Raw genomic sequence first — 20,832 nt, 5'->3', positions numbered from 1 at the left:
TCCCGGCATCTATGATGAGAAAAAAATCCAGAGGAGTGAGTGGCGCTATGCTGCATCCTTTTAAAGGCTTATTTCCCGCTATCGCGTCTTCGGTCTACATCGCCCCGGGCGTACAGATTATCGGAGATGTTTCTGTCGGTGAAGATTCCACCATCTGGTTCAATGCCGTCCTGAGAGGAGATTTGGCTCCGATCCGGATCGGGAACCGGTGCAATATTCAAGACGGATGCATCGGTCATGTCAATACGGACCAACCGCTGATCTTAGAAGACGACGTTTCCGTCGGTCATGGTGCCCTCATACACGGCTGCCGTATAGGCAGGGGCACATTAATCGGAATGGGGGCGATCGTACTAAACGGCGCCGAGATCGGTGAATATGCTTTAGTAGGGGCAGGTTCTCTCGTTACTGAAGGTACGATTCTTCCGGCTTATACGCTGTCGCTGGGAACTCCGGCAAAAGTTGTGCGGGAATTAACACCTCAGGATCTCGAACGGATGAAACGCACGACAGATAACTATGTAAGCAAGGGAAGAGAGTACCGGATGGAACCAGGGAAGTAATACAATCCTATCGCTGCTCTGCATTGTGCGGACGATACCTGGAGGTAGATCCCTATGGGAAGAATGAATGTTTCAAATGAAGCGCTGCTGGGTCTGATCGCTGAATTGGTAATGGACGACGCCATGCGGAAATATAAAGAAAATCATCTCTATCAACAGATTGACAGCGCTCTAGCCGAGGGTGATGAAGCTACATTTCTAGCGCTTACCGCCGAACTCAAATCCATCCAATCCCCCGGCTAGGCTGCCGGTGTCGTCACAAAACTTATTAAAAAACAGGACTGCCGCAACCGAGCATGTCCCGTCATTATCCTCTCTTTCTTGCGGACCATCCAAGCGGATGCGTTCTTGCGGAAGGAGGGGATTTTTTGATTTTCACGGGATAAAAAGGGTACCCACCGTTTGGCCCGATATGGTAAAGTAGCTCTATTGACCGGAAGGGGAGAGAAGGATGAAGTTTAGCGAAATTACGGAAAAAGACTGGACGGATCTGCAGCCGTATCTGGACACCTGTCTGCTTCCCGTTACGGGGCTGGGCGGCGCGGAGCAGCCCTGGGAAGCGGGAGACGCCTTGGAAAGCCTCAGGGACGTGCTGGATGTGCTGGAGATACCCTACAAAGGAAGAGTCGTCACGTATCCGGCTCTCCATTACTGTACCTCGGAGGATACGGATCGCGAATACGTGGAAAGGACCTGCGGGCAGCTAAGGAAGGTCGGTTTCGCTTATGTCGTCGTGGTGACCGCTCATCCGGAGATCGGGGCTTGGCAGCTGCAGAATGCGGATCTGATCGTATACATTACCCCCGAGGCGCTGCAGTATCCCGGACAGGAAGCGAAGAAAGCGATAGGGGAACGGATCGAGCAGCTCTGGTTTTCAAAAAAATCAGAAGAGATTCGTTAGAATTCGAAAATTTGGTAAAGATAAAAAGGATGGCGTGTTTCCCGGAGGAAATTGTGACAATTTTGTTAACATCACAACACAACCCGAGAAGGCACTCCCTTGACCTTGCGGCTACATCCTTGACGCCCCAAAGGTCGTAGGATATTATTAGTAATGTCCTAGTCTATGAAGTGTAAGATAATGTCGAACGACACGTGATATAGGTTCGATTTGTCATGCGACAAATTGAATGGCTTAGGGGGGTAGCACGCGAAATGAGTGAACGCAACAATTCGAATGAGCACCATGGCAAGAAGCCAGTAGTACGGCGTCAAATGTCCCGCCGCCAGTTTCTTTCGTACACGCTCGGCGGTACCACCGCTTTCATGGCGGCCGGTATGGTAGCTCCAATGCTGAGATTCGCGGTGGATCCGGTGCTTCAGCCGAAGAAGGCTTCGGATTGGATCAAAGTAGTTGAGGAAGCCAAAATTACGAATGAGCCCACATCATTCACGTTCCAGGTCCATCAGGTGGACGGCTGGTACGAGAGCGATGTGGAACTGACAGCATGGATCACCAAGGGTCAAGACGGCAAAATCTTCGCCTTGAACCCGACATGCAAGCACTTGGGTTGTACGGTTAACTGGAACAACAATCCGGAGTACAAAAACCAGTATTTTTGCCCATGCCACGGCGCGCATTACACCGCTGACGGCAAAAACCTTGCGGTAGCTCCAGCTCCGCTGGACGAATACGACGTAAAAATCGATAAAGGATTCGTCTACCTGGGACAGCTGCACGCTAACACAAGGGCGAAATAAGGAGGGCGTAACGATCAGATGTTTAAAAATATGTACAACTGGATCGACGAACGTCTAGATATCACGCCGATCTGGAGGGACGTAGCCGATCACGAGGTTCCCGAACACGTCAACCCGGCTCACCATTTTTCCGCTTTCGTTTATTGTTTCGGCGGTCTGACGTTCTTTGTCACTGTAATTCAAATCTTGTCCGGTATGTTCCTGACGATGTATTATACACCGGACATTATCAACGCTTATGCAAGCGTTGACTATTTGCAGCACCAGGTAGCATTCGGCGTTATCGTGCGCGGTATGCACCACTGGGGAGCCTCCCTTGTTATCGTCATGATGCTGTTACATACGCTCCGCGTTTTCTTCACGGGTTCGTACAAAGCGCCTCGTGAAATGAACTGGGTCGTCGGCATGCTGATCTTCTTTGTTATGCTTGGTCTTGGTTTCACCGGCTACCTGCTTCCTTGGGATAACAAAGCCTACTATGCAACGCAAGTAGGGATCAAGATCGCGGCATCGATCCCATTCTTGGGTCAATATGTTCAAACGTTCCTGCAGGGTGGAGATATTGTAGGTGCGCAGACGCTGACGAGATTCTTCGCACTTCACGTGTTCTTCCTACCTGCAGCTCTCCTCGCATTACTGGCCGGACACTTCTTGATGATTCGCAGGCAGGGGATTTCCGGACCGCTATAAAATGAAAGGAGGGTACTTAAGTGGCTCACGGACAAAAAGATGGCGAGAAAGTCGTCTATGTAGGCGACTCTCGTGTTAAGAAAACAGTAAAAAACACCGTACCTCCGGATTATTCGTCTTATCCGGGGAAATCCGAAGCGTTCATTCCGAACTTTCTATTGAAAGAATGGATGGTTGCCGTTGTATTTCTGGTCGGTGTATTGTGTCTGGTTATTTCAGAACCGGCGCCGCTCGGCTACCCGGCTGATCCTAAGAACACATCCTTTATTCCGATTCCGGACTGGTACTTCCTGTTTATGTACCAACTGCTGAAATATCCGTATACATCGGATCAGTACGTCGTTATCGGTACGCTGATCGTACCCGGACTGATGTTCGGCGGACTTCTTCTGGCACCGTTCCTGGATACAGGGAAAGAGCGTCGGTTCTACAGACGCCCGATCGCTTCTTCTCTGGCGCTTCTAACGTTAATCGCTTCCGCATACTTGACGTATACCTCCTGGCATCATTACCAGCTGGAATTGAAAGCGACTAACACGATTCCGGAGCACATCAAGCGTGAAGAAGAAATGAAAGAGAAGAAAGCAGCTGGCGGCGCCGCTTCCGGCGGTGGCGGACAGCAGCAGAAAGCGGCAGGCGTCGTAGCAGCGGACGACCCGTCTGCTGAGATTTACAAGAAAGCGACCTGTGTATCTTGTCATGGCGGCGACCTGAAAGGGATGCCGAACAACGGAATCCCGGCACTTCGCGGTGTGGGCGACAAGCATGATAAGGAACAGATCATGAACATCATCAAGAACGGCCAGGGCGGTATGCAGCCTCAGTATAAAGACAACATCGCCAAAGGGCTAACCGATGCCGATTTGGACAAACTGGCTGACTGGCTTGCTAAACAAAAGAAAGCCCAATAAGCATGTCTAAGAACCTGACCGTACGCAGACGGTCAGGTTTTTTTGTAAAACCAAATGTACGCAAGAGATCCGTTAGCCGGATTTCCGAGGGGAGCAGAACGATGAGAAATAACGCCACCCTGCATCAGGCGCTTACTCTCTTGAGAAGCCGGCCTATGCTATGGCTGCTGTTTTGGATTAATGCTTTAGGAACCGTATACGGCTACTACTGGTATAAATATCAGTTAATAGATACGTATGATTTCGAGCCTGCCTGGTACCTGCCCTTTGTTCCGGACAGCCCGACGGCAAGCCTGTTTTTTACGCTAACCCTTCTGTATCTGTTAAGAGATGAGCGGACGAACGGAGTCGGTTTGGGTAAACGTTCGCTGCTTCGCGGATTTATTGAAGCGTTCGGGCTTGTGACCTCTTTCAAATACGGCATCTGGGCCGTAGCCATGATCTGGTCCGGCTATGCGCTGGGAGATCCCGTCGCCTGGCAGGATTGGATGCTTACTCTTTCTCATTTGGGTATGGCGATTGAGGTGCTTTTATTCGCATGGGTGATGACTTACTCGGTTCCCTCCGTGTTCCTGGTGGCTGTCTGGGTGTTTGCGAACGATTGGATGGATTATACAAAGGGAATTTTCCCCAGACTCTCCGAGGTGCTGATGCCTCATCTGGATACGATCCAGTGGTTTACCGTCGGATTAAGCGCAGCGGGCATTCTTGCGGCACTTGCCTATCTGCCTTATCAAAAACACCGGCACCGCAAGGTCTAAATGTGGACATCCCTCCATATGATGTGGTAGGAGGGATGTCCACATGTTGTTTAGTTCTTACAGGCGGATCATCGGATTGCTCGGAGTATGGGCAATCTTCACTTCGGCGGCGGTTGGTTGTGCACCGGCCTCGAAAGAAGCAGTTCCCGCGGCATCGATGACTCCGGTTCAAATGAAGACGGCTGAATCCTTGAATGAAGCCGCGGAGCAGCTGTACAAGCTGTCGGAACAGGGGAAAACGACGGAAGCCAGAATCGAACTCGAACAGCTCGGAGAACTCGCGACTAAGCTGACGTATGACGGTTCGATTACGATAGAAGGTTTGCATGCACTGACGGAAACGATTACGGAGGCGAAGAAAACCTATGCCTCTGTTTCCTTTTCCCAGGATGAAGGGCGCTTTGCCGCCGCCAAAATTAGACTGGCCGCCGACGCGCTGACCCACCGGGGACAGCCCATGTGGCTTCAGTATTACAAGCTGATCAAAGATGACTTGAAACGGATCGAGACGAATGTAGCGGCCCGGAAAAAGCTTGAAGCTCTGCTGGACTACAACAAGCTGTACCGGCACATGTCGACTATTCGCCCGGCGCTGCTTATCAGCCGTGCTCCTGCGGAAGTGGCGAAGCTGGATTCCTTGCTCGTGTTCATGAGAAAGGGATTGGGCGCTCCGACTCTCGACAAAACGAATTTGCTTCAAGCTTCGGAAGAGTTCGGCAAGACAATCGACGGGATATTCGGCCGCTCCGACCGTGAAGCATTCCTGCCGCTGCCCGACACGCAGGAGCCCATATTCTGGTCGCTTGGCGTCGGCGCGTTCATTATCGGCGTCCTGCTGTTTGCCGGCTGGCGGATGTTCCGCTTAAAGCCCGGTTACGATACCGTCCGGCATAAAAATAAAGAAGGCTTCTAGTCAACCTTGAAGCCTTCTCCCAATACTTCGTGCACTTCATTGATAATAATGAATGCGGTGGGGTCGATGGATTTGACCAGTTCCTTGAGCCGCCGCATTTCCTGCCGGTAGACCACGCAGTAGACCACTTCTTTCTCTTGACGAGAGAAAGCCCCTTTGGCCGGAAAAAGAGTGACGCCCCGGTCCAATTCTTTTTGAATCACTTGAGACACTAGTTCCGCTTCATTGGTAATGATCGTAAAAGCTTTGGCGGAATGCGAGCCTTCCGTGATGTAATCGATCATTTTGGAGCCGATAAATACGCTGACCAGTGAGTAGAGTACTTTTTCCTTCGGTATGTAGAGTAAAGACGTGCCGATAACGATGAGGTCGATCAACAGGATGACCTGCCCGACACTCCATCCTTTCCACTTGTTGCCCAGTTGGGCAAGAATATCCGATCCCCCGGTCGTTCCTCCAAAACGGAATACGATTCCGAGTCCCAAGCCTATCGTAAAGCCCGCATATAACGCGGCAAGCAAATAATCCTGCTTGGTGGCAAAGGGGATTATCCATCCTTTTCCGATCATGATTTCCATCACCCATAAGAAAAACGAAGACGAAAGAGAGCCGAAAATCGTGTAGACCATAGCTTTAGAGCCGAAATGTCTCCATCCCAAATAAAAGAGAGGCACATTCAGAACGAGCGTCGTCGCGGAAGGCGGAAGCAGGAAAATATAGTGCAGAAGCAGCGAAATGCCCGTGAGCCCGCCTTCCATTAGCTCATTGGGAATGACAAAATAATGAACCCCGAACGAAAAGATGGCGGTCCCGAATGCGATCGGCAAGAACTGCTTCAAATACGGCATTGTCTTATCTTTTAAAGCCATTGCCATTGGTTTCTCCTCCTTCCCTGACTTACCACTAATCACCAATCCTATTGTAATGAAATTCGAGTCCGTTGTCATCCGGGCGCCAGAGGCGACTTGATTGTTCCTACCGGATCATATGGAAAAACAGGCCGAATTCCTTTCTTGGCCTGTTTTTTTGCATGGGAAGAAAAAGGTTAATAAAAATCTTTTTTGCGGTATTTGCCGATAAATCCGGCTAGACCGATCACACCGATAAAGCCCAGCCAGTCCCAGGTCGGATCGTCTCTCCTCGCGGAATCGGATACTTTGGAATCGAACGGCATCAGGTTGACGTTGTACTTTTTGGACGGAGGGTAATCGCCCGGCTTAGGAAGCGGGTCTCGGGGAGGCTGGGGCAGGCTAGTGCCTACGCCGCCGTTTGAATATTCTGCCGGATCGGCCGTTCCGGTGGATCCGCTGATGCCGGACTTGATCCGCTGAGTTCCGTAGGATGAGGGCTTATTATCGGGATAACCGAGCGTCCCGGGTTCTCCATGTAGGCCCCGGTCAGCGGATTGCGCGATGCAGGTACCGCAAACGGTCAAAAACATCATAACGCAGAGTGAAAAACTGTACAGCCGTTTCATCTGATTCCCGCCTTCCTGATTGACTTCGTTTGCTGCTTATCTTTGGTTTTCCCTCTACCCTAAATGTCATACAAGGAAAGTGTTGTCCGCAAATCGAAAATTGCAATAAAAACGAGTCTATAATAAGATGTTGGTAAGATTTAAGTTAGGCGTGAAAGAAAGAGAGGCCCTTTTATGGCGGAACGTTCAATGAAGGATCTGCAGCAGGAAGTGGATACATACATATCGCAGTTTAAAGAAGGCTATTTCAGTCCTCTTGCCATGCTGGCCAGAATGTCCGAGGAAGTCGGGGAATTGGCCAGGGAAGTCAATCACCAGTTCGGGGAAAAGCCTAAAAAAGCATCCGAAGAAGAAAACTCGATTGAGCTGGAGCTCGGTGACATTTTATTTATCACCATCTGCTTCGCCAATTCTCTGGGCATTGACTTAACGGAAGCGCACGATAAAGTGATGAAGAAATTCAACACTCGGGATGCGGACAGGTGGACCAAAGTAAACACCGATTCCGACTAATCCTCATATGCTGTACCATCCCCGGCTCTTCTGCGGGCGGAAGGAGGATGGACGGATGGATGGGGAACAGGAAATTCAGAAGGCCTACGAGGCTATTCTGAACAATGATTTCGAAGAAGCGATCGCATGGTTTGAAAAGGCGGTTTTATCGGAACCAGGTAACGCTTCTTACCATTATAAGCTTTCGATTACGTATGCCAGGAGCGGAAAGCTCGCGAAAGCGATCGATCATGCGGTCGACGCTTATGATCTGGAACCGGAAAGCGAAGCCTATCAGTATCATCTGACAACGCTGAAAGCCAAAGCACTGATTGCGGAAGCGGACAAGTGTCTGGACCAAAGCCGGGATAGGGAGCAGCTTAAAAACGCGATCGTTCTGCTGAAGCAGGCGGCTGCCCTGGATCCGCTGAGTGCCGAGGCCTGCTTGAAGCTTGCCGCTGCTTACGCGGGCGTAAGCGACTTTGACCTGGCCATACACGCGGCCGAAGAGGCCATTCGCCTTGAACCGCTGAATAAGGCAGCGGCGGCACTGCTGGTTGAGTACCGCAGGAAACTGCGCCAGTATTTGAAACCTTAAACACTGCACAAGATAAGAAAGGCGGTATATGTGATGACTCAGGAAGTAATTAAAGTGGCGGTTGCCGGAGCAAGCGGACGGATGGGCCGTGAAGTGGTAAAAATGGTACTCGGAGATTCCTCCTTGAAGCTGGTGGCTGCCGTTGACCGGTCCTCCGGTCCGGTAGACGCCGCATCTTTGGTGGGTCTTCCGGATTGCGGAGTTAAAATGTCGAACGATCTGGAACTGGCTTTGGTTGAAGGTAAAGCGGACGTTCTGGTAGACTTCACCGGACCTCAGAGCGCTGTCGCCAATACGGCGCTTGCTATTCGCCATGGCGTTAGACCGGTAATCGGAACGACCGGTTTTAGTACCCAGGATATCGAAGAGTTGGACAAACAATGCAAGGATAAAAAAATCGGCGGACTGATCGCCCCCAATTTCTCCATCGGCGCTATTCTGATGATGAAATTCGCTTCACAGGCGGCCAAATATTTCCCGCACCTGGAAATCATCGAATATCACGGGGACCAGAAGCTTGACGCTCCATCGGGTACTTCCGTGAAAACAGCGGAACTTATCTCCCAGAACCGGGAAGAGTTTCGGCAAGGAAACCCCAAAGAAGAGGAACAGCTTGAAGGAGCGCGCGGAGCTTATTATAACGGCTTCCGTATCCACAGCGTCCGGCTTCCGGGTGTTTTTGCCCAGCAGGAAGTTATTATGGGGGCTTACGGAGAGTCGCTCAAAATCCGGCATGATTCCTATGAGCGCGCGGCTTATATGCCAGGCGTGAATACGGCCGTGCATAAAGTCATGACCTATGAAGGCATGATCTACGGGTTCGAACATTTTATCGACTGATTGTTCTTCATTCCTTCAATCGGACTTCCTAATTAGCTCTTATTCATTTTTTATGCTTCTCTACGAACCATACATATCAGCAGGCCCCCTGAAGGCAGGGAAGGGAGAGTTTACAAGTGAGTTTAAATATTGCCTTAATCGCCCACGACCGCAAAAAAGACGAGATGGTCAATTTCGTGACTGCCTATGAAAAGGTGTTCGAAGGGAACCAGCTTTTCGCAACCGGAACCACGGGACAAAGAATTATGGAAAATACAAGTCTGACGATTCATCGGTTTATGTCAGGCCCCCTTGGCGGGGATCAGCAGATCGGTGCTATGGTAGCTAAAAACGAGATGGACCTGATTATTTTCCTGAGGGATCCTTTGATGGCTCAGCCTCATGAACCCGATATCATTGCTCTGCTCCGTTTGTCCGACGTAATGGGGATTCCCGTCGCAACGAATATCGCTACCGCGGAGCTTCTTGTCCGCGCTCTGGGCAGAGGAGATTTCGCTTGGCGGGAGCTTGTCCACAAGTACAAGCCGGGTGAAGCGTAATGCAGACGGTAGATATCCTCGTATTCGGAGCGCATGCGGATGATGCGGAGATCGGAATGGCCGGTACGATCCTGAAGCACACAAGAGCCGGTTATACGGTGGGCTTGTGTGATCTGACCCGGTCCGAAATGTCATCGAACGGAACGCCCGAAAACCGGCTGGAGGAAGCGAACAAAGCGGCGGAAGCGATGGGAATTGTGCTCCGCTCCAATCTCGGACTTCCAGACCGAGGCTTATCGGCCGGCTCCAAGGATCAGATTGACGCGATTACGAAGGAAATCCGGCTGAGAAAGCCGAGAATCGTCTTTGCCCCGTATTGGGAAGACCGCCATCCCGATCATATCGCATGCTCGCATCTGGTGCAGGAAGCGGTTTTCAATGCCAAACTTAGACGATATTTGCCTGAAACGGAAGCTTTTCAAGTCGAGAGCCTATTCTTTTATTTTATTAACGATACCATTGATCCGGACATCGTAGTGGATGTTTCGGACGCCTATCCCGGCAAGAAAGAAGTGTTGCAAGCTTACCGTTCCCAATTCTCGCCTCCTCAGGTCGGAGAAGACATTGTGCTGACCCCCCTGAACCAGAATTACGTGGAACGCGTGGAAGCAAGAGACGCGCTGCTCGGACAGAAGCGGATGATGGCTTATGCGGAAGGATTTATGTCCAAGCTGCCCGTTGCACTTCAATATTTTCTGTCCAAGAAAGGAACCTGAGCATGAAGGATAAGCTCAAAATCGGAATCACGTGCTACCCTACCCTGGGAGGTTCCGGAGTGGTTGCGACGGAGCTAGGCAAGCTGCTCGCGGAAAAAGGCCACGAGGTCCATTTTATTACGCACAGTATGCCGTTCAGGCTGGGTAAATTTCACCGGAACATTTACTATCACGAGGTAGAGGTCAGCGATTATTACGTATTCCGTTACCCTCCTTACGATTTGTCCCTCGCAAGCAAGCTTGCGCAGGTCGCGCAGATGCAGAATCTGGATCTGCTGCATGTACATTATGCGATCCCCCACGCCGTTTGCGCGCTGCTGGCCAAGCAGATGGTGGGACCGGATCTGAAGGTCGTTACAACCCTTCACGGGACGGATATTACGGTACTCGCCCAAGATCAGTCCATCAGCGACCTGATCCGGTATGCCATTAACGAAAGCGATGCGGTTACCGCTGTTTCCAACGATCTGATCGCGGAAACGAGAGAAACGCTCGATATTTCCCGCGATATTGATCTGACCTACAACTTCGTGGACAAACGGGTGTATTACCCGCGGGACGTGAAGTCGCTTCGCAAAGAATTCGCCCGGGACGACGAGAAAATTTTGCTGCATATTTCGAATTTCCGGCCAGTCAAAAGGGTTACGGACGTGGTCGATATTTTCAAGCGCGTCAGTGAAAAAATCCCGAGCCGTCTTCTTTTTGTGGGGGAAGGTCCGGAGCTGTCCAAAGTGATTTCGTACGTGAGAGAGCTGGGCCTTAGCGACCGGGTTAACTTTTGCGGCAAACAGGATGATGTCGCGCAGCTTATTTCTCTGGGGGACGTTATGCTTCTGCCTTCGGAAAAAGAAAGCTTCGGACTTGTCGCCCTGGAAGCGATGGCATGCGGAGTGCCGACTGTCGGTTCGATAGCGGGCGGAATTCCCGAGCTGGTGACGCACGGCGAGACCGGCTTTCTTGCGGAAATCGGCGACACGGAGAAGATGGCGGACTACGCGGTGGAGCTGCTTAGCGATCAGCAGGAATACGAAAAAATGTCGGCCGCATGTCTGAACCGTGCCCGCACGACATTTTGCAACGACTGGATTACGATGCAGTACGAGGAAATCTATTACCGGGTTCTGGGAAGAGAACTGCCTCCGTCGCACCGGGTGGATAAACAAGCTTGCGCGGAAAGGTAAGCGCGATCCGGTAACGGAAGGAAGAGTACATACGATGGAAGAGAAGAACCGGACCATGATTGAAGAAGGGCGCAGAGTGCTCGAAAGGCTGCGCTCCCGTCAGCATGAAGCTTATTTTGTCGGCGGGTTTGTCAGGGATTTTGTCCTGGAGAGGCCGGTAAAGGACGTGGACATCGCGACTTCGGCCAAACCCGAAGAGGTGATGGAAGCCTTCTCCAAGACGGTTCCTACGGGACTCCAGCACGGAACGGTAACCGTTCTGACGGGTGCCTACAGTTTTGAAGTCACTACCTTCCGGAAGGAAACGGAATACGAGGGGTTCCGCAGGCCGGCGGAAGTCGAATATATTACGGATTTGGAAGAAGATTTGAAACGACGCGACTTTACCATGAACGCGATGGCCATGGATGCCGAAGGAAACCTCATTGATCCGTTCGGCGGTCAAAACGATATGGATAGAGGCGTTCTGAGATGCGTGGGAGAGGCGGCCGAACGTTTCGGGGAGGATGCCTTGCGGATGCTGCGCTGCATCCGCTTCGCAGCCGAATACGGCCTCGACATCGAAGAGGCCACGTGGCTGGCTCTGCTGCGGCAGGCCCCTCTGCTGCGGCACATCGCGATGGAGCGCGTACGCGCGGAGCTCCAGCGCATGGTAGGCGGCGCGGACCCGGCCCGCGCCGCGGGTCTGCTCCTCGCGAGCGGTCTGTGGCGGCACGCCAAGACTCCCCTCGCGCTGCCCTTCGCCGCATGGGGGCATCCCCATGCGCAGGCGGTTATCGCCCATCTGTCCTCTATCCCTGCGGAGGAGGACAGATGGGCGGTTCTGCTGCTGCTGATCGGTTCGCAGCAGCCGGAAGCCGTCAGAGCGGAGCTGCGCGCGCTGACGTTCCCCGGTGAGGACATCGCGCGTCTGACGCGCATCCTCGCCGTGCATGCGCAGCTTCAGCGCGGTGACGCTGAAGCTGCGGCGGTGCGTCCGCGGCCGGAGGCGCAGGCGTCCGCGGAGGAGCGCGCAGCCGCGCGATTCAAGCTTGCCGTGCTTGCTCACGGCAAGGAGGCGGTGCGCGGCTGGCTGCGCGCGGCTGGTCTGCTGCGCGCAGCGTGGCGGCGGCAGGACGCTTCGCCGTCCGCGAATCCCGCTGAGTCCGGCTTGTCGATGTCTCAAGGTGAGTCAGACTGCCTTGCAGCGTCACACACGGGAGCCGGGCGCCCGGAGCAAGACGCTCCACCATCCGCGAATCTCGCGCAGCCTGGTCAGGCGCTGCCACACCGTGCATCCGGTCCGTACGAAGCTTCCGGGGGCCTCCCCACGGACGAAGGCATGTATACGGCCGCCGGTGAAGCATGTCTGGAAGAACTTTTCCGCTTCATGACGGAGGAAGCTGCCGTTTACCTGGAAAACGGTGAACCATGGATACGCGTGATGCCGGTCTATGGCGTCAAAGATCTCGCCGTCGGCGGGAGCGACCTGATGGCGCAAAGCGGGCAAAAAGCGGGACCTTGGATAGGCGAAACGCTGAATATGCTTCTGGAGCGGGTTGCCTTGGGGCAGCTGGAAAACACCAAAGAAATTTTAATGACGGAAGCTTTCCGTCCTACAGAAATGCGAGATGAGTGACTCATGGCGGTACGCGAGCGAATTGTAGACTTGTTCCGGAGCAATCCGGGCGTATATTTGTCCGGCGAGCAAATCAGCCGGGAGCTGGGCTGCAGCCGGACAGCCGTCTGGAAGCACATCGAAAGCCTCCGGCAGGACGGGTTTCAGTTCGAAGCCGTCACCCGTAAAGGCTACCGTCTGATGGAAGAGCCTGACAAGCTCCGGAAAGCTCATATAGAAGAAGCCTTACGGACGCGCTTTATGGGCAGGCAAATCGAAGTCCGCGAAGCGGTAGACTCCACTATGAACGAAGCGCATAGGCTCGTCGCGGAAGGGGCCGAGGAAGGGACGCTGGTCTTTGCCGAAGAACAGATCTCCGGCCGCGGCCGGATGGGCAGGCACTGGCATTCGCCGAAAGGGAAGGGCATCTGGATGAGCCTGATCTTGAAGCCGCGTGTGCCGGTTTATTTCGTTCCCCAGCTTACGCTGCTTACCGCGGTAGCTCTTTGCCGGGCCATCCGCAAGGAATGCGGCGTCGAAATCGGCATCAAATGGCCCAACGATCTTCTTGTGAAGGGCCGCAAGGTAAGCGGGATTCTGCTGGAGATGAGCGGGGAAGACGAGCGGCTGAAATACGTCATAATCGGTGTCGGCATTACGGCCAACCTGACCGGAGCCGACTTCCCGGAAGAGCTGAAACCGGTGGCCACTTCCCTTGCACTTGAATCGGGTTCACCCGTTAAGCGGGAAGCGATGATTGCGGCTTTTCTGAATGAGCTGGAGCAGCTGTACGACCTGTATCTGGAAAACGGATTCGCTCCGATCCGGATCATGTGGGAAGCGATGAGCGTCTCGCTGAATTGTCCCATCCGGGTCAAAACGAGCCAGGGAACGGTGGAAGGCCGGGCGGATTCGCTCGATGACAGCGGGGCGCTGACCGTGATCACGGACGACGGCCGCAAAGTTAAAATTTACAGCGGCGATGTCGAATTACGCTAAACCGTCTGTTCAAAAGACCGGGTTTTTGATATACTGTCACCGTAAGGCGGTATCTTCGGAACCGCACTTATACGGTTAACGCTTTAGACAATTGCATAAAGTACGTTTGTGTGTTTTCTGATTCTGCTCTGAGCCTGAAGGACCGAGACAGAAGGATCATACGATTCTTTGACTATGCGCCCTTTCAGTCTGTTTGCTGAAGGGTTTTTTTGATGCTTAGAACCCGGTCAAGGCTTAGACGGAAGCACGGTTTTATTTTTTCCACATTATAAAAGAAAGCGTGGGATTGACATGGCGCAAGAGCGCAAACCGATGACGACTGTCAAGCTGCAAAAAATGAAAGCGAGCAAGGAACCGATTTCGATGGTGACGGCCTACGATTACTTGACGGCCAAATTGGCTGACGAAGCGGGAGTGGACATGATTTTGGTGGGAGATTCCCTGGGAAATGTTATTCAGGGTCATGAATCCACTCTGCCCGTCACGCTGGACGAAATGATTTATCATGCCAAAACGGTAACGCGTGCCGTAAAATCGGCCTTTGTCGTAACGGATATGCCGTTTATGACGTATCACGGAAGCCTGGATACGACGCTTCAGAACGCGGGACGGATTATGCGCGAGGGGCTGTCCAAAGGGGTTAAGATGGAAGGCGGCGCGGAAATCGCCCATGCGGTTAAAGCGTTGACCCAGGCGGGTGTTCCCGTCGTGGGCCACCTCGGATTGACGCCCCAGTCGGTTCACGTGCTGGGCGGTTACCGGATACAGGGCAAAAATTCCGAGCAGGCCCGTAAACTGATGGATGACGCCAAAGCGCTGGAAGAAGCGGGCGCAATCGCGATCGTACTGGAATTGGTAACGGAAGAACTGGCGGAATGGGTCACAAGCAAACTGTCCATCCCGACGATCGGTATCGGTGCAGGAGCTTCCTGTGACGGCCAGGTTCTCGTTTTTCACGATATGTTAGGCTACGAGCCGGACGCTCCGGCCAAAAAATTCGTTAAAGCTTACGCGCAGGTCGGCCTTGCCATCCGCGATGGGATCGGGCAGTATGTGGCGGAAGTGAAGGGCCGCAAATTCCCGGCCGAGCAGCACAGCTTTAAAGGAGACAACGAAGTTCTCCAGTATTTGTACGGAACAGCCGTGAAATAAACGGTTATCCTACCTTTAGTCCTGAAGGAGAGAGAGACGTTGGAAGTTATTCAAAGCATAGCCTTGCTGCGCAGTACACTGGAACAGAAAAAATCCGGGATCGGGGCGGCCCTTAAAACCCCGGTCGGTTTTGTGCCTACGATGGGTTATCTTCACGAAGGGCATTTGAGTCTGATCAAAGCGGCCCGCGAAGCGAGCGAAATCGTCGTGCTCAGTATTTTCGTAAACCCGCTTCAGTTCGGTCCTACCGAAGATCTGGACCGTTACCCGCGGGATACGGAACGGGACCTGAAGCTGGCGGAAGAAGCCGGCGTGGACATCGTTTTTCTGCCCCAGGTCGAAGAAATGTATCCGGGACCGGTCAAAACGACCGTTTCCGTATCGGGCATCACTTCGGTACTCTGCGGCGCTTCACGTCCCGTGCATTTCGACGGGGTGACTACGGTCGTTGCCAAGCTGCTCAATATCGTTCAGCCCGATAAAGCTTTCTTCGGACTTAAGGATGCGCAGCAGGTTGCCGTCGTTTCTCAGATGGTGCAGGACTTGAACATGAACGTGGACATTGTGGCCTGCCCGATTTTACGCGAGGAAGACGGACTTGCCATGAGTTCCCGGAACGTATTCCTGAGTGAGGAAGAACGTCGACAGGCGCTTGTTCTGAGCCGTTCCCTGAAAGCGGCGGAAGCCTGGGCGCGGGAGCATGCTGCTTTCCGGGCGGAAGACCTCCGCAGCGCCGTAAAGGCCGTCATCGAAGAAGCTCCTCTCGCTGATATCGATTACGTTGAGGTTTTGACGTACCCGCAGCTGGAGCAGCCGGAAGCGGTGGAAGCCGGTGTATCCGTACAGCTCATCGTCGCGCTGGCGGTCAAATTCGGCGCCACACGGCTTATCGACAACACTATTTTAACCCTGGGGAAGTGATCGCATGTTCAGAACAATGATGAAGGCCAAAATTCACCGTGCGACGGTGACCGAGGCAAATCTTAATTATATCGGAAGCATTACGATCGACGAGGATCTGCTGGATCAGGTCGATATGCTGCCAAACGAGAAGGTTCAGATCGTGAACAACAACAATGGGGCCCGCCTGGAAACGTACATTATACCGGGTCCGCGCGGAACGGGGGTCATCTGCCTTAACGGTGCCGCGGCGCGGCTCGTGCAGACAGGCGACACCGTTATCATCATTTCTTACGCGATGATGACGGAAGAAGAGGCGCGGCGTCACAAGCCGACTGTTGCCATCATGGGAGAAAACAATAAAGTGGCCCAGCTGCTAAAAGAGGAAATGCATGCAACTGTACTGTAACGTCTGGCACCCTTAAAGAACCTGTATGAAAAGCCCTTCGGCAACGCAGAATGAGTGTACGACAGCAAAGCCGAAGGTGGGGGATGCACAGTGTTCAAACATTTGTTCGCCACGATGAATGAAGTGTTGGATGAAATTTTGCTTCAGTTGCCGAATGCCAAAGGTGCGTTAAAAGCGGAGCTTGAAGACGAGCTTGGGGCCCTGAAGGCCATTAGTGACGATTGTATCGAGCACTGGCTCCTCTTTGAGGAGAAGCTTGGAAAAACCCTGTCCGTCGGAAACGCGTCCGTCCCGCCCTCTTCAGCCTCAGCCTCCGATTCGAATCAGCTGCCGGACTTGCCGCAGTCTGCCGAAGAGGCTCAGCCTCATCCGGCCGAGGGGAAGGAAGCGGTGGAGTTTATCCGCGGACAGGGGTTTTATATGCTGCTTATGTATGAGCAGGCGACCCGGGAATTCGAGGCTCTGCTCACGCGCGAACCGGACTTTTTACTTGCGAGGGCTTATCTCGCCATGGGTTATCTGCGCCAGGGAGACAATGAGGAAGCCGCCCGGCACTTCACCCTTCTTCTGGCACTTACCGAAAATAAACAGATGAAAGCCATCTCTTACAACGCGATGGGCTGTATTCAATTTCAGAACCGGAATCTGGAACAGGCGCTTGAATATTTTAAAAAAGCCTACCATGCCGATCCGGACTGCCTGGAGCTTTTTTCCGCATCGAACGAATGAAAAGAAATAAGAACGGATGATCTCCTTATTTGCGGAATTGACAAACTAACTTCCCCTCTGGGCCTCTAAATGTGGTATGCTTAGGATAGAAGCTGGAGAAAGGAAGAAGGCTTGAACTTATGAAATTTGCGGTGTTGGATTTTGAAACGACTGGAACGGGCCCGGCGGACGATATTATCCAAGTCGGTCTCGTTATTATAGATGATATGGAAGTAACCGACAGGTATACTTCCCTGGTAAATCCGGGGATCAGTATACCTTCTTCGATTACGGAGCTTACGGGTATCACCGACGAGATGGTGGAGCATGCCCCCAAGGTCGACGATATTATGGCGGAGATGTATCCGCTGCTTTTTGACTGTGTTCTAGTGGCCCATCATGCTTCGTTCGATCTCGGTTTTTTACAGCGGGCCCTGCGCAAAACGGGCTACCCCGATTTTACCGGGCGCGTCCTGGACACGATAGACATGCTGAGAATTGTGTTTCCTTCTCTTCCGACTTACCAGCTCGGCATGGTGGCTTCAGCCTTCGGCATCGAACATGAGCGGCCCCATCAGGCCGACAGCGACGCGGACGTTACGGCGGAGATCTGGACGATGAGCCTGGACAGGCTTCTGTCCCTGCCTTTATTGACGGTTCAGCGGCTGGCTCAAATCCTGCCGGCCGAGACGAGCGACCTCGGCTGGTTTATGTCGGAAATCGCCCGGTTCAAGGAACAGCAAACCCCTTTGGACCAATCGATTCACCAGTATTACCGCCAGTTCGCGCTGAACGTGCAGGACTGGGGGGAAGAAGACCCCGTACGCGACGAGAACGATGTGCTGGAACTGAGCGATTCTTTTGAAGACGTTTACGATCAGGTCAAAGAAGCGCTGAAAGCGAAGTTCGAGCATTTCGAAAGCCGCGAAGCCCAGGAAATCATGATTCATGAAATTGAGGAAGCCTTCCAGAACGACCGGCACCTCATGATCGAAGCCGGCACGGGCACGGGCAAATCGCTCGGCTATTTGATCCCGTCCCTGTATTACGGGATTAAACATGACGAGAAGGTGGTCGTGAGCACGCATACGATCAATCTGCAGGAGCAGCTGCGGGAGCGGGATATTCCGCTGCTTCACGACATTTTTCCGGTGAATTTCAAAGCGTCGGTTCTCAAAGGCCGCAGCCACTACTTGTGCCTCCGCAAGTTCGAGAACCGCATTTCCATGCAGGAGTTCGAAACGGGCAAGGAGGACGCCATTACGGCCGCCCAGATGGTCGTCTGGCTGAGCCAGACGCAGACCGGCGACGAGGAGGAGCTGCATTTCGGGAACAAAGGGGCCGCTTTCTGGCATACCGTTTCCAGCGATGCGGAGTCGTGTCAGAACCGGCACTGCCCGTGGTTCAAAAAATGCTTTTATCACCGTGCGCGCCATGACGCCAACAATTCGGACGTTGTCATTACGAACCACTCGCTGCTGTTTACCGATATGAAGGCCGAGAACCGGGTGCTGCCGGCTTATAAGCATCTCGTTCTGGACGAAGCCCACCATTTCGAAGAAGTGGCAAGCAAGCATCTGGGCAAGGAGCTTCACTACCTGGGGCTGACGAATCAGCTTCTCTGGCTGTTCAAGGACAGCCGGAATGGGCAGCTGCCGGCGCTCCGCACGAAGCTTCAACGGTATGACGACGATTACCGGGCGGCTACCTGGATGAACGGAATCGACAACCTGTTCCCGAAAACCTTGCTCATCAAGGAAGCTTGGGATTTACTCTGTGAAAAGTTTTACGAGCTGCTCCAGACGAATTCCGAACCCGGCCAAATCGACCCCGGTTCCCTGGTGATGCGTCTGAAGAAAGATTCGCTCCCCCCGAACTGGAGCGATTTCACGGATCTTGAGGAGATTTTGGAACAGCATGTTCAGGATGTGTATAAATCCGTAGATTCGCTCGTGCAGGATTTGAAAGAAGTCCAGGAAGAATACGACGTTCAGAGCTTCGTAACCGATCTCGGCGGCGTGGCGAAGGAACTGCAGGCAGCGAAGGAGACGCTTCGCTTCTTTATGAAGATGGCGGACGATAACTTCGTTTACTGGGTAGAAGCGGGGACGTACAACAAAAGCCGTTCGATCAACCTGATCTCCGTGCCGATGGACGTAAGTCCGCTTATCCGCGAACATTTCTTTGACAACAAAGAAAGCGTTATTCTCACTTCGGCCACCCTGTCGGTCAATAAATCGTTCCAGTATTCGGCGGATCAGCTGGGGTTGAAACTGCCGGCCGAAGAAGAAGAGAATCCGAAGCTGAAAACCGTCCAACTTCCGTCACCGTTTCAGTACCGGCAGCAGGCTCTTGTCTGCATACCGCGGGACTTTCCGATGATCCGGGGCCGCAGCGGCGAAGAGGAATTCCTCAAAGCGCTGACGGAATCACTCTCCGAAGTGGCCGTGGCTACGCGAGGGAGGATGCTCGTGCTGTTCACTTCGAACCGGATGCTGAAGCTTGCCCACGCGGTTCTGAAGGAAAATCTCCGCCCGCACGGCATCCATGTGCTGGGTCAAGGGGTGGACACCGGCAACCGCAGCAAGCTGACCCGGCTCTTCCAAGAACATAAAGCGTGCGTGCTGCTCGGCACAAGTTCATTCTGGGAAGGGGTGGACATTCCCGGGGAAGCCTTGACTTGTCTGGCAATCGTACGGCTGCCTTTCCAGCCGCCGAATCATCCGCTGGTTGAAGCGAAGAGCGAAAACCTGAAAAAACGGAATCAGAACCCGTTCATGAAGCTGTCGGTGCCTCAGGCCGTCATCCGATTCAAGCAGGGCTTCGGCCGGCTTGTACGCAGGGCTTCGGACAAAGGGATTGTGCTGATTTACGATACGCGTGTCATCGAGACGCAGTACGGGAAGCATTTTCTCTACTCCCTGCCGGGACCGAAGATTGAGCATATGCCTGTAGAGCGCATCGTACCGAGAATTCAGGAATGGATGGGAGAGAACTCGCTTGAAGTCACTTAAAATATCCGAGGCGGTCGTCAAACGGCTGCCGATCTATCTGCGTTTTCTTAATGAACTGTCGAAGAAAAACGTATTAACGGTTTCGTCCCAGGATCTGGGGCAGAAGCTGAATCTTAACCCGGCCCAAATCCGCAAAGACTTGGCTTACTTCGGTGAATTCGGAAAGAAGGGGATCGGCTACGATGTGACCTATCTTATCGAGAAGATCCGGCAGATTCTGAAGCTTGACCGCCAAATACCGGTTGCCCTCGTGGGAGCCGGTAACCTGGGACGGGCGCTGTGCAACTATAACATCTACTTGCGGGATCAGATGAAAATAACGGCGATTTTCGATTCGTCGCCGGACAAGATCGGCCAGGTCATCAATAACATGAGCGTTCTGCCCATGGAGCATCTGGCCGATGTTATCCGGGATTCCAGCATTCGAATCGGCATCATAACCGTACCGGCGCCGGAAGCGCAGAATGTCGCCAACCAATTCGTAAAGGCGGGTATCGAAGCGATTCTGAACTTCGCCCCGTCCATTCTGAAAGTACCCGAGGAAATCCGCGTGCATCATGCGGACTTTACGGCAGAGCTCCAGAGCCTGGCCTATTACCTTCCTGAATAAACAAGTGAGGTTTTGGTCTTGAAAACCAGAAAAACCGCTATATGGGCCGTGTAGGCCGTAT

24 protein-coding genes are annotated in these 20,832 nt (G+C 53.0%); 22 read left to right on the top strand and 2 right to left on the bottom strand.

Annotated features, from left to right (window positions below; genetic code table 11):
* Nucleotides 1-47: 47 nt before the first annotated feature.
* The 8 genes from AC2TF6_RS18345 to AC2TF6_RS18310 all read left to right on the top strand — a co-directional run bounded on the left by AC2TF6_RS18345 (nt 48) and on the right by AC2TF6_RS18310 (nt 5,539).
* Complete coding sequence (locus AC2TF6_RS18345; RefSeq protein WP_369995499.1) at nt 48-563, top strand: gamma carbonic anhydrase family protein; 516 nt, start codon at nt 48-50, stop codon at nt 561-563.
* A gap of 54 nt (nt 564-617) precedes the next feature.
* On the top strand, nt 618-806 hold the full coding sequence (locus AC2TF6_RS18340) for an IDEAL domain-containing protein (RefSeq protein ID WP_009675494.1): 189 nt from the start codon (nt 618-620) through the stop codon (nt 804-806).
* Nucleotides 807-1,014: 208 nt separating this feature from the next.
* On the top strand, nt 1,015-1,464 hold the full coding sequence (locus tag AC2TF6_RS18335) for a DUF2487 family protein (protein WP_491307965.1): 450 nt from the start codon (nt 1,015-1,017) through the stop codon (nt 1,462-1,464).
* Between the two features lie 254 nt (nt 1,465-1,718).
* On the top strand, nt 1,719-2,264 hold the full coding sequence (locus AC2TF6_RS18330) for a QcrA and Rieske domain-containing protein (RefSeq protein WP_016423998.1): 546 nt from the start codon (nt 1,719-1,721) through the stop codon (nt 2,262-2,264).
* Between the two features lie 18 nt (nt 2,265-2,282).
* On the top strand, nt 2,283-2,954 hold the full coding sequence (gene qcrB, locus AC2TF6_RS18325; protein WP_009675629.1) for a menaquinol-cytochrome c reductase cytochrome b subunit: 672 nt from the start codon (nt 2,283-2,285) through the stop codon (nt 2,952-2,954).
* Between the two features lie 20 nt (nt 2,955-2,974).
* Nucleotides 2,975-3,865: a c-type cytochrome gene (locus AC2TF6_RS18320; RefSeq protein ID WP_491307964.1), complete on the top strand. Its 891-nt coding sequence runs from the start codon at nt 2,975-2,977 to the stop codon at nt 3,863-3,865.
* Between the two features lie 101 nt (nt 3,866-3,966).
* On the top strand, nt 3,967-4,626 hold the full coding sequence (locus AC2TF6_RS18315) for a DUF1405 domain-containing protein (RefSeq protein ID WP_491307963.1): 660 nt from the start codon (nt 3,967-3,969) through the stop codon (nt 4,624-4,626).
* A gap of 43 nt (nt 4,627-4,669) precedes the next feature.
* The gene (locus AC2TF6_RS18310; RefSeq protein ID WP_491307962.1) at nt 4,670-5,539 is read left to right on the top strand and encodes a sporulation protein YpjB; all 870 of its coding nucleotides are present in this window, start codon (nt 4,670-4,672) and stop codon (nt 5,537-5,539) included.
* Here AC2TF6_RS18310 and AC2TF6_RS18305 read toward each other — a convergent pair.
* Together AC2TF6_RS18305 and AC2TF6_RS18300 are read right to left on the bottom strand one after the other, a co-directional pair.
* Nucleotides 5,536-6,414 carry a YitT family protein gene (locus AC2TF6_RS18305; RefSeq protein WP_491307961.1) on the bottom strand — a complete coding sequence of 293 codons (879 nt, stop codon included), beginning with the start codon at nt 6,412-6,414 and terminating at the stop codon, nt 5,536-5,538. The genes AC2TF6_RS18310 and AC2TF6_RS18305 overlap by 4 nt on opposite strands.
* A gap of 170 nt (nt 6,415-6,584) precedes the next feature.
* The gene (locus AC2TF6_RS18300; protein ID WP_491307960.1) at nt 6,585-7,016 is read right to left on the bottom strand and encodes a WGxxGxxG-CTERM domain-containing protein; all 432 of its coding nucleotides are present in this window, start codon (nt 7,014-7,016) and stop codon (nt 6,585-6,587) included.
* A 174-nt stretch (nt 7,017-7,190) separates the two neighbouring features.
* Between AC2TF6_RS18300 and AC2TF6_RS18295 the strand changes: the two genes are divergently transcribed.
* The 14 genes from AC2TF6_RS18295 to AC2TF6_RS18230 all read left to right on the top strand — a co-directional run bounded on the left by AC2TF6_RS18295 (nt 7,191) and on the right by AC2TF6_RS18230 (nt 20,771).
* Complete coding sequence (locus tag AC2TF6_RS18295; protein WP_009675531.1) at nt 7,191-7,529, top strand: nucleotide pyrophosphohydrolase; 339 nt, start codon at nt 7,191-7,193, stop codon at nt 7,527-7,529.
* A 55-nt stretch (nt 7,530-7,584) separates the two neighbouring features.
* On the top strand, nt 7,585-8,106 hold the full coding sequence (locus tag AC2TF6_RS18290) for a tetratricopeptide repeat protein (RefSeq protein ID WP_491307959.1): 522 nt from the start codon (nt 7,585-7,587) through the stop codon (nt 8,104-8,106).
* Between the two features lie 33 nt (nt 8,107-8,139).
* Complete coding sequence (gene dapB / locus AC2TF6_RS18285) at nt 8,140-8,946, top strand: 4-hydroxy-tetrahydrodipicolinate reductase (protein WP_491307958.1); 807 nt, start codon at nt 8,140-8,142, stop codon at nt 8,944-8,946.
* 164 nt (nt 8,947-9,110) lie between these two features.
* Nucleotides 9,111-9,485 carry a methylglyoxal synthase gene (locus AC2TF6_RS18280; RefSeq protein WP_491311685.1) on the top strand — a complete coding sequence of 125 codons (375 nt, stop codon included), beginning with the start codon at nt 9,111-9,113 and terminating at the stop codon, nt 9,483-9,485.
* Complete coding sequence (bshB1, locus tag AC2TF6_RS18275) at nt 9,485-10,201, top strand: bacillithiol biosynthesis deacetylase BshB1 (RefSeq protein WP_009675469.1); 717 nt, start codon at nt 9,485-9,487, stop codon at nt 10,199-10,201. Before AC2TF6_RS18280 ends, bshB1 begins: the two co-directional genes overlap by 1 nt.
* A gap of 2 nt (nt 10,202-10,203) precedes the next feature.
* Nucleotides 10,204-11,382: an N-acetyl-alpha-D-glucosaminyl L-malate synthase BshA gene (gene bshA / locus AC2TF6_RS18270; RefSeq protein WP_491307957.1), complete on the top strand. Its 1,179-nt coding sequence runs from the start codon at nt 10,204-10,206 to the stop codon at nt 11,380-11,382.
* A gap of 34 nt (nt 11,383-11,416) precedes the next feature.
* A complete protein-coding gene (locus AC2TF6_RS18265) occupies nt 11,417-13,000 on the top strand; it encodes a CCA tRNA nucleotidyltransferase (protein WP_491307956.1) in 1,584 nt (527 codons plus the stop codon).
* A 3-nt stretch (nt 13,001-13,003) separates the two neighbouring features.
* Entirely contained in the window at nt 13,004-13,978 is a 975-nt protein-coding gene (locus tag AC2TF6_RS18260) for a biotin--[acetyl-CoA-carboxylase] ligase (RefSeq protein WP_491307955.1), read from the top strand.
* Nucleotides 13,979-14,269: 291 nt separating this feature from the next.
* Nucleotides 14,270-15,130, top strand: a complete 861-nt coding sequence (gene panB, locus AC2TF6_RS18255; protein WP_491307954.1) for a 3-methyl-2-oxobutanoate hydroxymethyltransferase — start codon at nt 14,270-14,272, stop codon at nt 15,128-15,130.
* Between the two features lie 39 nt (nt 15,131-15,169).
* Nucleotides 15,170-16,051: a pantoate--beta-alanine ligase gene (gene panC / locus AC2TF6_RS18250; protein ID WP_491307953.1), complete on the top strand. Its 882-nt coding sequence runs from the start codon at nt 15,170-15,172 to the stop codon at nt 16,049-16,051.
* A gap of 4 nt (nt 16,052-16,055) precedes the next feature.
* Nucleotides 16,056-16,439, top strand: coding sequence for an aspartate 1-decarboxylase (gene panD / locus AC2TF6_RS18245; protein ID WP_009675514.1), 384 nt, complete (start codon nt 16,056-16,058; stop codon nt 16,437-16,439).
* A 90-nt stretch (nt 16,440-16,529) separates the two neighbouring features.
* The gene (locus tag AC2TF6_RS18240; protein WP_369995531.1) at nt 16,530-17,168 is read left to right on the top strand and encodes a tetratricopeptide repeat protein; all 639 of its coding nucleotides are present in this window, start codon (nt 16,530-16,532) and stop codon (nt 17,166-17,168) included.
* Between the two features lie 119 nt (nt 17,169-17,287).
* On the top strand, nt 17,288-20,161 hold the full coding sequence (gene dinG / locus AC2TF6_RS18235) for an ATP-dependent DNA helicase DinG (RefSeq protein ID WP_491307952.1): 2,874 nt from the start codon (nt 17,288-17,290) through the stop codon (nt 20,159-20,161).
* Nucleotides 20,148-20,771, top strand: coding sequence for a redox-sensing transcriptional repressor Rex (locus AC2TF6_RS18230; RefSeq protein ID WP_009675483.1), 624 nt, complete (start codon nt 20,148-20,150; stop codon nt 20,769-20,771). The genes dinG and AC2TF6_RS18230 overlap by 14 nt, the downstream gene beginning before the upstream one ends.
* The last annotated feature ends 61 nt before the right edge of the window (nt 20,772-20,832 follow it).

The sequence above is a fragment of the Paenibacillus sp. JNUCC 35 genome (assembly GCF_058269095.1).
The sequence above is the reverse complement of the archived record's forward strand: the minus strand, read 5'-3'. Positions and strand labels throughout refer to the sequence as shown.